A 12,718-nucleotide genomic window follows, 5' to 3' on the forward strand; every position below is an offset into this window, starting at 1 on the left:
CTGGTCTTCCCAGCGGAACTCGAACCGGGCGCGGCTGAGGGCGTCGTCGTGCAGGCGGGCGGCCGGGTGGCCCTTGGCCAGGTCGGCGGCGTGGGCGGCGATCTTGTAGGTGATGACGCCGTCCTTGACGTCCTGACGGTCGGGCAGGCCGAGGTGCTCCTTGGGCGTGACGTAGCAGAGCATGGCCGTGCCGAACCAGCCGATCATGGCGGCGCCGATGGCGCTGGTGATGTGGTCGTAGCCGGGGGCGATGTCGGTGGTCAGGGGCCCGAGCGTATAGAAGGGCGCCTCGTGGCAGTGTTTCAGCTGCTCATCCATGTTCGCCTTGATCTTGTGCATCGGCACGTGGCCGGGGCCCTCGATCATGACCTGGCAGCCCTTGGCCCAGGCGATCTTCGTCAGCTCGCCGAGGGTGCGCAGCTCGGCGAACTGGGCCTCGTCATTGGCGTCGGCGATGGAGCCGGGGCGCAGGCCGTCGCCGAGGCTGAACGACACGTCATAGGCCCGCATGATGTCGCAGATGTCCTCGAAATGCTCGTAGAGGAAGCTCTCGCGGTGATGCGACAGGCACCATTTGGCCATGATGGAGCCGCCGCGTGAGACGATGCCGGTGACGCGTTTGGCGGTCATCGGCACGAAGGGCAGGCGGACGCCGGCGTGGATGGTGAAATAGTCGACGCCCTGTTCGGCCTGTTCGATCAGGGTGTCGCGATAGACCTCCCAGGTCAGGTCCTCGGCCACGCCGTTGACCTTCTCCAGCGCCTGGTAGATCGGCACGGTGCCGATGGGGACGCTGGAGTTGCGGATGATCCAGTCGCGGATGTTGTGGATGTTGCGGCCGGTCGACAGGTCCATGACGTTGTCGGCGCCCCAGCGGGTGGCCCAGACCAGTTTGTCGACCTCGTCGTCGACGGAGGACAGGACGGCGGAGTTGCCGATGTTGGCGTTGATCTTCACCAGGAAGTTCCGGCCGATGATCATCGGCTCGACTTCGGGGTGGTTGATGTTGTGCGGGATGATGGCGCGGCCGCGGGCGATTTCCTGACGCACGAACTCGGGCGTGACGAAGTCGGGAATCTCCGCGCCGAAGGGTTCGCCGTCGCGGGGGGATGAGGGATGAGGGGTGAGGGATGAGGGAGCGGGGACGGTCGAACCGTCGTGGAGGGTGATGGTGGGGGATCCGGGGTTCATCCCTCTTCCCTCATCCCTCATCCCTTGTTCCCGGCGCAGGTTCTCGCGGATGGCGACGTATTCCATCTCGGGCGTGATGATGCCGGCCTTCGCATATTCGTACTGGGTGACCGGGCGGCCCTCGACGCCCTTGAAGACCTTGTGGCGGCTGGTGTCGAAACGGGGGGCCAGGTTCTTGCCGCTGGCGTGGCCGTTGTCCTCGGGTTTGACCTCGCGGGGGGTCGCCACCGGGGCGATGTCGCCACGGTCCAGCTGCCACGACGACTTCACCAGCGGGAGGCCTTTGGTGATGTCGATGGCGACGGTCGGGTCGGTGTAGGGGCCCGAGCTGTCGTAGATTGTGACAGGGGGCTCATTGGCCGACGGGTGGACGGCGACCTCGCGGAAGGGGACGCGGATGTCGGGGTAGAGCTCGCCGGCGACATAGACCTTGCGGCTGCCGGCGCGTTCGCCGGTGGGGATGGTCCCGGTCTCGCGCATCACCTGATCGCGGGCGTCTTTCAGAGCCAGGTCGACATTGGGCTCTTCGGGAAGGGCGGGCGGGGTGACGGCGATGTTCATGGCGGCCTCGATGTGGAGGGCACCGACGTCGGGCGAGGGGGTCCTGTGGCGTGGACCCGCGCGTTACTCATCCCTTCGCCGGCATGACCCGGATCAGGTTCGACGGGTCAGGCGATCACGCCAATCTCAGCCGCTCGAGCGCGACCCCCCGGAGAACGGGAGGACCCTAGGCCGATGGGCGGCGCGGTTCAATCCGGGAAGGCGGCGAGCAGGGCGTCGAGGGCGCCCTCGATCCGGGTCCAGCCGGCGGCGTCGAGCGCCACGCCGCCGGAGCCGGGACGGGCCTCGCCGGTCAGGGCCAGGTGCTGGACCGCGGCGAGCAGGACGGCGTTGATGGCTACGGCGTCGCCGGACGGCGGCAGGCGCAGGCGGGGACGGCGCTCGCGCAGCCACGCCTGGAGCACGGCCGAGCGCTCGGCCTCGATACGGTTGAGCAGGGACGAGGCCTCGACCAGGGCCCAGGCCATGAGGCGCAGGGTCAGGGGGCTGGCGCGCAGGGCGGCGAGCCAGGCCGAGAGGCTCTCGCGGGCGAAGGCGCGCAGGGACTCCGAACCGGCCGGGGGCGTGGCGTCGAGGGTGCGGACCAGCTCGGCATGGGCGCGGGCGGCGATCCGGGCGACCACGCCGTCGGCGCCGTCGAAATAGCGATAGACCAGCTTGCGGTCGCAGCCGGCCTCGGCGGCGAGGGTCTGGACATTGAGGCCGGGGAAACCGTCGCGCAGCAGGATGCGCTCGCCGGCCTCGACGATGAGGGCTTCGGTGGCGGGTCGGCTTCTCAGACGGACGGGCGATTCGGCCATGGGCGCAGCATCGGGCCGCACGGACTGAGTCGGCAAGCGGGGCGGTCAGCGAAGGTGGAAGGTGCGACCCGGCCTGCATCGGGGGGGCGTTCGCAGGGCCGGGCCGCGGTAGACTCTGTCGAGCGCGCATCGCCGCAAGGTCCGTTCGATAAACTGCGATCGGCGAAATCGGTTCCCGGGATTATCTCCGCCGTTCGCCGGACGGGCGTCGGGGTGGTAACGGAGGCGGGTCCCGCCGGAGTTTGACCATGCACCTCGCCCGCTTCCCCCGCATCCGCCTCGCCCACCTGCCGACGCCGCTGGAGCCCCTGCCCCGGTTGAGCGAGGCGCTGGGGGTGGAGATCTGGATCAAGCGCGACGACTGCACCGGCCTGGCCGGCGGCGGCAACAAGACGCGCAAGCTGGAATTCCTGCTGGGCGACGCCTTCGAATGCGGGGCCGATACGCTGGTGACGCAAGGGGCAGTGCAGTCGAACCATGTGCGCCAGACGGCGGCGGCGGCGGCGGCGCACGGCCTGGCCTGCGAGGTCATTCTGGAAGAGCGGACCGGGTCGAAGGCGATCGACTACACCCGCAACGGCAACGTTCTGATGGACCGGCTGTTCGGGGCGGGCATCCGCACTGTGCCCGGCGGCTCGGACATGCCGGCCGAGCTGGAACAGACGGCCGCCGAGGTGCGGGCGCGCGGCGGCAAGCCCTATATCATCCCCGGCGGCGGCTCGAACCCGGTCGGGGCGCTGGGCTATGTCGACTGCGCCCGCGAGATCGTGGTCCAGGCCGATGAGCTGGACATGCAGGTCGACCGGATCATCACCGCCACGGGCAGCGCCGGGACCCATGCGGGTCTGGTGGCCGGGCTGGCGGTGATGGGGGCGGACATTCCGGTGCTGGGCATCGGCGTGCGGGCCCCGAAGGAAAAGCAGGAAGAGAATGTGCTGAAGCTGGCCCGCGAGACGGCGACCCTGCTGGGCCGGCCGGGGGCGGTGACGCCGGAGATGGTGGTCGCGGACTGCGACTATGTGGGCGAGGGCTACGGGCTGGTCGACGACGCGGTGATCGACGCCCTTGTGCTGGCGGCGCGGACCGATGCGATCGTGCTGGACCCGGTCTACACCGGCAAGGCCATGAAGGGGCTGATCGCCCTGGCGAAGGCGGGACGGTTCGAGAACGAGACGGTCGTCTTCCTGCACACCGGCGGGGCGCAGGGGCTGTTCGGCTACCAGGGCGAGATCGAGGGGGCGCTCTAGGCGGCGCGCGCTTCAGGTTGCGGCGCCGCCCGTCGCCAGCCCGGCGAGCCGCTGCAGATTGGCCGCCGCCGGCCAGGCCCGGTCCCGCAGGGTCGTGAGCACCGCCATCCTGTCGGTCTGGTCCGGCGTCACCGCCCGGGCGACCTTGCCGAAGCCGTCGAGGCGACTGTCCCGGATCCATCGGCGAAGGTCGGGCTCGGATGACCAGACCAGCTGGTTGCGCAGATTGGCCAGCTCCGTCTGCGGATAGTCTGCGAGTGTATCGGGCAGGGGGCAGGGGGTGCACAGTTCGTTGCGGCGGGCTTCATCCTCGATATGGACCTCGACCCAGGCGGCCAGGGCGGCGCTGAAGGTAGGGGCGGGCATCCGGATCATCTGCAGGGTGATGCGGTCGCCGTCGAAGACCGGCGCCGACGGCCGGCGGGTGACCGCCGAGGCGGTGCAGTCGATGTAGAGCGCCCCCTCGCCGACCGGGACGAAGACTGAGTCGAAGCGCAGGCCGCCGGCCTCGATGGCCTGGACGCGGCCGTGGCGGATGACATCGGTGATGCGGCGCAGCACCTCGACCTCGCCGGCCGAGACGGTGGCATAGTGAAACATCTGCGGGCGGATCGTCGGATCGATCCGGAGCATATTGCCGGCGGCTTCCAGCTGTTCGAACAGGGCGTCGGCGGTCGGCGCTGTGGCGAAGGCCTCATAGGCCCGCGCCTGGGCCCCGATCGAGTCGTGGAAGAATTCCTCGCCCGGCTGGGTGCAGAGGCGGTTGAGCAGCCAGGACTCACGCGGCCGGACCCAGGTGATGCGATCGGCGGGCACGCCCGCGCCGATCAGCCAGACCCCGACATCCATGGCGGTCTTGCCCGCCCCGAGGATCACATAACGATCCGGGACCGGCCCACCCGATTGCGCGAGATGGGGCAGGGCGTTGGGCGTCGCCAGACGCACCCCTTCGGCGACCGTAAAGGCGGGCGTATGGGTGGACGGGACCGAGGTGCCGAACCAGGTCGCATCGACGGTCTTGCGCCGCACCTGCACGCGGGTTTCCGCCCCGCTGAGCAGGGAGACCATCCGGCCTTCACCGCGATAATCCGTCATTGGATAATAATCGACCCGGCCGCTGGCGAGCAGCCGCTGCCGCATCACAGTGTCGAAATAGCCGCACACCTCCGCACCCGATGCGAGCTCATACAGGCCGGCGTTGAGCCCGTGCGTATCCTTGAGGCCTGACCCCAGCGGCAGGGAGTTGACGCCATAGAAGGCCGAGGGCTGGTGAAGGGTCACAAAGGAATAGGCGTCATTCCAGTGTCCGCCCGGCTTGCCGTGGCGGTCGACGATGGTGATCCGGGCGTCGCTTTCGGTCAGGAGCGTATCAGCGAAGGCCAGGCCCACCGCCCCGCTGCCCACGACCAGATAGTCGGTCTCGATCTCCATCGGTCGCGTCATCCGGTCTTGTCCCCTCCGCGTTCGCGGCGCATCACAGCTTAAGACCGGCGTTGTTTTAGACAACCCGCCCCGCCGAACACGAACGGAGGCTCCGATGACGCACCACGCCGATTTTCTGATCGACCGTACGGAGCTGTCCCGCACCGAGGTGCGGGCCCTGCCCGCCGCGGATTCGGTGGTCCTGGACGACGGCGAGGTCCTGCTGGAGATCGAACGGTTTGCCCTGACCGCCAACAACATCACCTATGGGGTCTATGGCGACCGGCTCGGCTACTGGCGGTTCTTTCCGGCGGAGGACAACTGGGGCCGGATCCCGGTCTGGGGGTTCGCCACCGTCCGGCGGTCGAGTGTGGAGACCATCCCGGTCGGTACGCGGCTGTTCGGCTATCTGCCGATGGCGACCTACTTCGTGACCCGGCTGGAGCGGCGGCCCTGGGGCGTGGTCGACGTCTCGCCGCATCGCGCCGAACTTCCGGCGGCCTACAACAGCCTGGTCGAGGCTGCGCCCGGCCCGCTGGACGACCAGATCGCCCTGCTGCGGCCGCTGTTCCTGACCGCCTTCCTGCTGGACGACTATTTCGCCGAGAATGCGGACTTCGGGGCCACGGGCTTCATCCTGTCCAGCGCCTCGAGCAAGACCGCCCTGGGGCTGGCCTGGCTGCTGGCCCGGCGCGGGGTGCGGGTGATCGGCCTGACCTCGGCGCGGAACACCGGCTTTGTCGAAGGCGTCGGCTATTATGCCGAGACCCGGACCTATGACGCCTTTGCCGATACGCCGGTAGAGGGGCAAGCGGTGTTCGTCGACTTCGCCGGCGACCCTCGCGTCGTGGCCGCAGTCCACAACAGCCTGGGCGACCGACTGGCCCACAGCGCCGTGGTCGGCAGCACCCACCAGACCGACGGTCCGGTCGGACCGGGTCGCCTGCCGGGACCACGGCCGACCTTCTTCTTTGCGCCCGAGCGGTTGCGGCAAAGGTCGAAGGACTGGGGCGGCGAGGCGCTGAACAGCCGCATCCAGACCGCGCTGGAGGCCTTCATCGTCGAAAACGGCTGGCTGGAGGTGACGACGCACACAGGTCCCGAGGCGCTGGCGGCGATCTACCAGACGGTGCTCGCCGGCACGGCGCGTCCGGAGGAAGGCCATATGGTCCGGCCGGGCTGAGGTCGACTGCGGCGCGGCCTTGCTTCGACCGCACCATACAGGCAAAGACGCGACATCACCCTGGACCCTCCCCTGAACGCAGGTGGCGGGTGGCTATCCTGACCGCCTATCCGTCGGGAAATCGGGCCGCGCCGCGCGGTCCACCCAGTTGAAATCCCGAATGTCCGTCATCGCTTCCGCGCGCCAGCAGTGGCTCGCCAACCCTCGCCGCGACCTGCTGGCGGGGACCGTCGTGGCCCTGGCCCTGATCCCCGAGGCCATCGCCTTTTCGATCATCGCCGGGGTGGATCCGGCGGTGGGGCTGTACGCCAGCTTCATCATCGCCGTGACCATCTCGTTCGTCGGCGGACGGCCGGCGATGATCTCGGCGGCGACCGGGGCCATGGCCCTGCTGATGGTGACGCTCGTGCGCGACCACGGCATCGAATATCTGTTTGCGGCCTCGCTGCTGACCGGGGTGTTCCAGATCCTGGTCGGGATCGCGAAGCTGGGGCGGTACATCAAATTCGTCAGCCGCAGCGTGATGACCGGCTTCGTCAATTCGCTGGCGATCCTGATCTTCCTGGCCCAGATGCCCGAACTGGTCGGGGCCAATTGGCAGACCTTCGCCCTGGTCGCAGCAGCGCTGGTGATCATCTACGGCCTGCCGCGGCTGACGAAAGCCGTGCCGTCGCCGCTGGTGGCGATCGTGCTGTTGAGCGGCTTCGTGATCTGGAGCGGGCTCGATGTGCGCACCGTCGGCGACATGGGCCAGATGCCCTCGACCCTTCCGATGTTCCACATCCCGGCCGTGCCCCTGACGTGGGAGACGCTGGTCATCATCGGGCCGATCGCGGCGACGCTGGCGTTCGTGGGGCTGCTGGAAAGCCTGCTGACCGCCAATCTGCTGGACGACATCACCGACACCCCGTCGGACAAGGATCGCGAGACGCGCGGTCAGGGCATCGCCAACATCGCCGCGTCGCTGTTCGGCGGCATGGCCGGCTGCGCCATGATCGGCCAGTCGATCATCAATGTGACCTCGGGTGCGCGGGGGCGGCTGTCGACCCTGTGGGCCGGGCTGTTCCTGCTGTTCCTGATCCTGGTGCTTCAGGACTGGGTGGCGCGGATCCCGATGGCGGCGCTGGTGGCGGTGATGATCATGGTTTCGGTCGGGACCTTCGACTGGAAGTCGGTGATCAACCTGCGCTCGACGCCGATCCAGTCGTCCATCGTCATGGTGGCGACGACGGCGACGGTGGTGATCACCCACGACCTGTCGAAGGGGGTGGTTCTGGGGGTGGTGCTGTCGGCGATCTTCTTCATGCGGAAGGTCGGCAAGACGGTGGTGGTTGAGGAGATCGAGACGCCGGAGGCGGGGGTGCTGCGCTATCGCGTGACCGGCCAACTGTTCTTCGCTTCGGCCGACGTGTTCGCCGCCGCGTTCGAGCACCACGGGCATCCGGTGCGGGTCGAGATCGACATGACCGGGGCGCATCTGTGGGACCTGACCGGGGTGGCCGCGGTCGACAAGGTGGTGTTCCGCTATCGCCGTCAGGGGGCTGAGGTCGAGGTCATCGGCATGAACGAGGCCGGGCGGACGCTGATCGACCGGGTGGGCAAACATGACAAGGATCATCTGCCGGCGGCGACGGGGCACTGAGGCCGGCCGACAACGACCGGCAAGCGGTCACGGGGCGAGAAATCCCACGACATCCGCAGCGAACCGCGCAGGATCTTCCACAAACATGAAGTGACCCCGGTCCGGGTATTCGAGAATACGGGCGTCTGGAAGGGCGGCGACCAGATCGCGCTGCGGCTCGACCACCGTCTGGAAGTCGGCGAGCCCGGCGATCACCAGAACCGGCATGGTCAGGCGCGCGTGCCGGTCGAAGCGATAGCGCATGAGACCGCCGCCGAAGAGCACCCGCCCGATCTCGCCGGTGTTGCTGAGCCCATCAGCCGAGTCGGTCGCGTCCACCAGCGCCATTGTCGCGGGGTCGGGATACATGGCCCCGTCAACGAACGCCCTGCCCGCGGCGAAAGGGTTGCAGCGAGCGGCAAAGTCCTCGGGCCGTTCGGCCACCGCCCTTGCGTAGGTTGTCGGGTCCAGCCGCTCGAGACGGACGCACTGGAGATCGAGCGCGCCCTGCAGGTCCGGCACCGCGGCGGTCAGCACGACACGCTCGGTGCGCTCGGGGTGCTCCGCAGCGTATTCGAGGGCCAGGATGGTCCCGAAGCTATGACCCACGAGCGTGATCTTTTCGACACCCCATGCGCGTCGCAACTGTTCGAGGTCATCGACCAGGAGGTCGAGCGAATAGGCGTCGTTCCACGGGCGTTCGGACCGGCCGCTGCCACGCTGATCCAGGTAGACCATACGCAGGTGAGGCTCGAGCCCCGGCCCCGCGAAACGCGCGAAGGTCTGGCCGCCCTGACCCGGTCCACCGTGAAGGAAAACGACCGGCGTGCCCTCAGGTCGACCGGCGACGCGGTACCAGAGCCGTACCCCGTTGACCACCGTATGGTGTTCGCCGGGACTGAGGCTCGCCGGGTCTGCGACCTGAGCCGTTACCGGCGCCGGTGATAACAGGACGGCGCAGAGGCCGACCAGGAGCGAACGAAGGTTCAGCATGAGACCTCTCGAGGTGCAGGAATTGAGAGTCGACCCGGAGCCTAGCCCGCTCCCGCCGCGATCTGCATCATCACCAGGCCGGTGAACCAGGCCGCCGCCGTGCCGATGATGTAGCCGACCACGGCCAGCAAGACCCCGACCGGGGCCAGCGAGGGGTGGAAGGCGGCCGCCGCGACGGGCGCGCTGGCGGCGCCGCCGATGTTGGCCATGGAGCCGACGCCGAGGAAGAAGCTGGGCGAGCGGATCAGGAAGGCCATGCCGAACATCAGGGCGACATGAACCAGCATCCAGACGCCGCCGATCACGAAATAGACCGGGCTCTCGAGGACGGCGGCGATGTTCATGTTCAGTCCGACGGTGGCGACCAGCACATAGACGAAGACCGAGCCGACCTTGGACGCGCCGGGGCCCTGCAGCTTGCGCGCCGGGGTGAAGGACAGGACCACGCCGATGACCGTGGCGACCAGCACCAGCCAGAAGAAGCTGGAGTCGAACGACAGCCGCTGGGCCCAGGGGTAGGTCTCGCCGAACCAGGCCGACAGGGGGTCGGCGATGGCGTGGGACAGGCCGACCGCGCCGAAGCCGACGGCGAGGATGAGCATCAGGTCCTTGAGCGACGGGATGCGGGCGTGTTCCAGCTCATAGGCCTCGGCCTTGTCGCGGACGCGGTCGACGGCCGAAGCGTCGGCGCGGAACAGTTTGTCGAAGCCGCGCTGGTTGGCGGCGATGAACAGGACCACCGCCATCCAGATGTTGGCCACGACCACATCGACGGCGATCCAGATGGAGAAGGTGTCTGCGGAGGGGGCATTGATCTCGTACAGCGCCGCCTGGTTGGCCGAGCCGCCGATCCAGCTGCCGGCGACGGTGGACATGCCGCGCCAGATGGCCTCGGGGCCCGCGCCCATCAGCTCGGGCGCCACCCAGCTGGTCAGCAGCAGGGCGACCGGACCGCCGATCATCACCCCGACCGTGCCGGTCAGGAACATGATCAGCGCCTTGGGGCCGAGGCCGAACACCGCCGGCAGGTCGGCCGAGACGGTCAGCAGCACCAGGGCCGCGGGCAGCAGAAAGCGCGAGGCGATGAAATACAGCCGCGACTCTTCCGGATCGACGACGCCGAAGGTGGTCAGGAGCGAGGGCAGGAAATAGCAGAGCAGCAGGGCGGGGATGATGGTGAAGAACCGCTTCACCCAGGGGTGCGACAGGTTCGAGGCCCAGAAGACGGCGCCGAGGATGGCGGCCAGAATGCCGAGGACGACGGCGTCGTTGGTGATGAGGGCCGTGGCGGCTTCGGCTTCAGGCGGCATGGCGTTTCCCTGTCGTTTCCGCGCATAAGGGCGGCAGACCGTTCGCCTGGCAAGGGCGGCGAAAAAGTTTGAGGATCGTATGGGCAAGGTATTGGGCGTTCTGGGCGGCATGGGTCCGGCCGCGACCGTGGCCTTTCTGGCGCGCGTGCAGGCGCTGACGCCGGCCGAGGGCGATCAGGATCACATCCGCATCATCGCTGACATCAATCCGCAGGTGCCCGATCGCAACCGTCAGCCCGACGCGGCCGAGAAGACGCTGGGACAGATGGCGATGCGGCTGCGCGACGCCGGAGCGCAGATCCTGTGCATGCCCTGCAACACCGCCCACGCCCAGGCGGCGGGCATCAAGAAAGTCGGCCCGCCCTTCATCGACATGATCGCCGAGACCACGGAGGTCGCGACCGCGGGCGGGGCCAGGAAGATCGGCGTGCTGGCCACGCCGGGCGGCGAGGCGCTGTACACCCGCTCGCTGCAGACCAAGGGCGCCAAGATCGTGCGCCTGAGCGGGGCGGCCCGCGAGGGCTTCATGGCCTGTGTCTACGCCGTGAAGCGCGGCGACGTCGGCGAGGCCCCGCGCGCCGAGATGCGCCGTCTGGCCGCCCTGCTGGTCGCGGCGGGAGCCGAGGCGGTGATCGCCGGCTGCACCGAGGTGCCGCTGCTGCTGTCGGCGGAGGATGTGTCCGTACCGCTGGTGGATTCGGCGGAGGTGCTGGCGGCGGCGTGCGTGGCGCGGTGCAAGTGATGGACCCGGGATCGTCGCGATGAGCTTCGCTGTCCTCATTCTGCTGGCCGGCGGGGGTCAGGCTATGTCGATACCGACCTTCACCGATGCAGATGTCACCGCGAGCGAGGCCTGCGCGGACCGCGGCGACAACCGGGGCGTTTGTCCCGGCTCGGGCGCCGACAACCGGACAGCCATAGCCTGCATGACCGACCTGCCGGACAACACCAGCGATGACGCATTCGCGGCCTGCCTTTCGACGGTCATGGAGCGGTGTTCGTCGTCCTATGCCGCCACCACCGCAGAGATGAACCAACGTGTGCTCCGCATCTGTAGCGCAAGGGCGCGCGGGGCGACCCAGGCGGCGGTCGCGGACTGGTTTGTCCGGGCCGAGCGTCGCCTGCCAGCCTCGATCTATGACGGCTATCAGCGGACCTATGCCACGGTAGCCTCACGCGCGGACGCCCAGGCATCGAGTGCGACCGCGCGTCCGGACCTGAGCCTGCCCTTGCGCATCGCCGCTATCCGGACTGGAGTTTGGGACAGTTTCGCCGGCTTCCTCTGGCGCGCGGAACGCGACGAGGATTGAGCGAGCCGAAAGCCGAAGTGACCCGAACCCCCCTCATCATCGATTGCGATCCCGGCGTGGACGACGCCGTGGCGCTGATGCTCGCCTTCGGGTCGAGCGACCTGGAACTGCTGGCGATCACCGCCGTGGGCGGGAATGTGCCGGTGGTGAAGACGGCGCGGAACGCGCGCATCCTGCGCCAGATCGCCGGGCGAGAGGACGTTCCGGTGTTCATGGGCGCTGACCGGCCGCTGCGGCGTGAGCCGGCGGGGGCGGGCGAGTTCCACGGCGCCGAGGGGCTGGGCGACATGGCGCCGTTCGAGCCGGCCGCGCCGTGCGCGGACGGGCATGCGGCGGATGCGATCATCGCGCTGGTCATGGGCCGGCCCGCGAAGTTTGTGGCGCTGGCGGTGCTGGGGCCGCTGACCAATCTGGCGCTGGCGTTGAGGAAGGAACCCGCGCTGGCGGAGCGGCTGGGACCGGTCGCGGTCATGGGCGGAGCGCGGTCGGAGGGCGGCAATATCACCGCCTCGGCCGAGTTCAACTTCTGGGCCGACCCGGACGCCGCGGCCGAGGTGCTGGCGACGGGCTGCGATGTGGTGCTGTTCGGGCTGGACGCGACGCATCAGGTGCGGGCGACGACGGCGCGGATCTCGGCGCTGGAGGCTGTGGGCACGCCGATGGCGGAAGCGGCGGCGTCGATGATGCGGTTCTCGCAACGGGTCGAGCGCGAGATCGTCGGCTGGGACGCGCCGCCGGTGCATGACCCCTGCCCGGTGGCATGGCTGCTGAAGCCGGACCTGTTCAAGCTGAAGGCGTGCCGGATCGCGGTGGAGACGGAGAGCGACCTGACCCGCGGACATACGGCGGTGGAGTTCCGCGAGGCCGTGGCGGGCGAACCGCTGCGTCACCGGTGGGCGAGGGACGTGGACGCCGACGGAATCTTCGACCTTATCACCAAGGCTGTCAGCTGACGTCGGGCGAAGGCGCCGGACAATCTGACGCACGTCGGCAAGGCCCGGGTTTGCTCTGACGCAAGGTCGCCTTTGAAAGGGAGGACCAAGACCACCGCGACGCCCGCACCGGCTGCATGTCGCGACC

Annotated in this window: 11 protein-coding genes, 1 riboswitch and 1 other annotated feature; of the genes, 6 read left to right on the forward strand and 5 right to left on the reverse strand. The window is 68.8% G+C overall.

What is annotated here, in order from left to right; translation table 11 throughout:
- On the reverse strand, positions 1-1,752 hold a 1,752-nt coding region (gene thiC / locus B3E43_RS03000), incomplete at its 3' end, for a phosphomethylpyrimidine synthase ThiC (RefSeq protein ID WP_414631334.1).
- Between the two features lie 52 nt (positions 1,753-1,804).
- Positions 1,805-1,913: riboswitch (TPP riboswitch) on the reverse strand.
- A 27-nt stretch (positions 1,914-1,940) separates the two neighbouring features.
- The gene (locus tag B3E43_RS03005; protein ID WP_292026445.1) at positions 1,941-2,552 is read right to left on the reverse strand and encodes a TetR/AcrR family transcriptional regulator; all 612 of its coding nucleotides are present in this window, start codon (positions 2,550-2,552) and stop codon (positions 1,941-1,943) included.
- Between the two features lie 248 nt (positions 2,553-2,800).
- On the opposite strand from B3E43_RS03005, the gene B3E43_RS03010 reads away from it, so the two are divergent.
- Positions 2,801-3,799, forward strand: coding sequence for a D-cysteine desulfhydrase (locus tag B3E43_RS03010; RefSeq protein ID WP_292026447.1), 999 nt, complete (start codon positions 2,801-2,803; stop codon positions 3,797-3,799).
- A gap of 12 nt (positions 3,800-3,811) precedes the next feature.
- Here B3E43_RS03010 and B3E43_RS03015 read toward each other — a convergent pair whose 3' ends face one another.
- Positions 3,812-5,242 (reverse strand): NAD(P)-binding protein, encoded by a 1,431-nt coding sequence (locus B3E43_RS03015; RefSeq protein WP_292026449.1) that lies wholly within the window; start codon positions 5,240-5,242, stop codon positions 3,812-3,814.
- A 94-nt stretch (positions 5,243-5,336) separates the two neighbouring features.
- On the opposite strand from B3E43_RS03015, the gene B3E43_RS03020 reads away from it, so the two are divergent.
- Positions 5,337-6,404: a DUF2855 family protein gene (locus B3E43_RS03020; protein ID WP_292026451.1), complete on the forward strand. Its 1,068-nt coding sequence runs from the start codon at positions 5,337-5,339 to the stop codon at positions 6,402-6,404.
- 59 nt (positions 6,405-6,463) lie between these two features.
- Positions 6,464-6,527: a sequence feature (sul1 is cis-regulatory element that is thought to sense ions involved in sulfur or methionine metabolism; They are found in Alphaproteobacteria), on the forward strand.
- Between the two features lie 37 nt (positions 6,528-6,564).
- The gene (locus B3E43_RS03025) at positions 6,565-8,046 is read left to right on the forward strand and encodes a SulP family inorganic anion transporter (RefSeq protein ID WP_292026454.1); all 1,482 of its coding nucleotides are present in this window, start codon (positions 6,565-6,567) and stop codon (positions 8,044-8,046) included.
- A gap of 27 nt (positions 8,047-8,073) precedes the next feature.
- Here B3E43_RS03025 and B3E43_RS03030 read toward each other — a convergent pair whose 3' ends face one another.
- Together B3E43_RS03030 and B3E43_RS03035 are read right to left on the reverse strand one after the other, a co-directional pair.
- Entirely contained in the window at positions 8,074-9,018 is a 945-nt protein-coding gene (locus B3E43_RS03030) for an alpha/beta fold hydrolase (RefSeq protein ID WP_292026455.1), read from the reverse strand.
- A 41-nt stretch (positions 9,019-9,059) separates the two neighbouring features.
- Positions 9,060-10,328 carry a DUF819 domain-containing protein gene (locus tag B3E43_RS03035; RefSeq protein ID WP_292026457.1) on the reverse strand — a complete coding sequence of 423 codons (1,269 nt, stop codon included), beginning with the start codon at positions 10,326-10,328 and terminating at the stop codon, positions 9,060-9,062.
- Between the two features lie 79 nt (positions 10,329-10,407).
- Between B3E43_RS03035 and B3E43_RS03040 the strand changes: the two genes are divergently transcribed.
- Genes B3E43_RS03040 through B3E43_RS03050 form a run of 3 tightly spaced genes read left to right on the forward strand, consistent with a single transcriptional unit; the run spans position 10,408 to position 12,591 of the window.
- Positions 10,408-11,070, forward strand: a complete 663-nt coding sequence (locus B3E43_RS03040; RefSeq protein ID WP_292026459.1) for an aspartate/glutamate racemase family protein — start codon at positions 10,408-10,410, stop codon at positions 11,068-11,070.
- 19 nt (positions 11,071-11,089) lie between these two features.
- Positions 11,090-11,638: a hypothetical protein gene (locus B3E43_RS03045; RefSeq protein WP_292026461.1), complete on the forward strand. Its 549-nt coding sequence runs from the start codon at positions 11,090-11,092 to the stop codon at positions 11,636-11,638.
- A gap of 17 nt (positions 11,639-11,655) precedes the next feature.
- Positions 11,656-12,591, forward strand: a complete 936-nt coding sequence (locus tag B3E43_RS03050) for a nucleoside hydrolase (protein ID WP_292026463.1) — start codon at positions 11,656-11,658, stop codon at positions 12,589-12,591.
- The last annotated feature ends 127 nt before the right edge of the window (positions 12,592-12,718 follow it).

Origin of the sequence: Brevundimonas sp. UBA2416 (assembly GCF_002343105.1) — a bacterium.
GTDB lineage: Bacteria > Pseudomonadota > Alphaproteobacteria > Caulobacterales > Caulobacteraceae > Brevundimonas.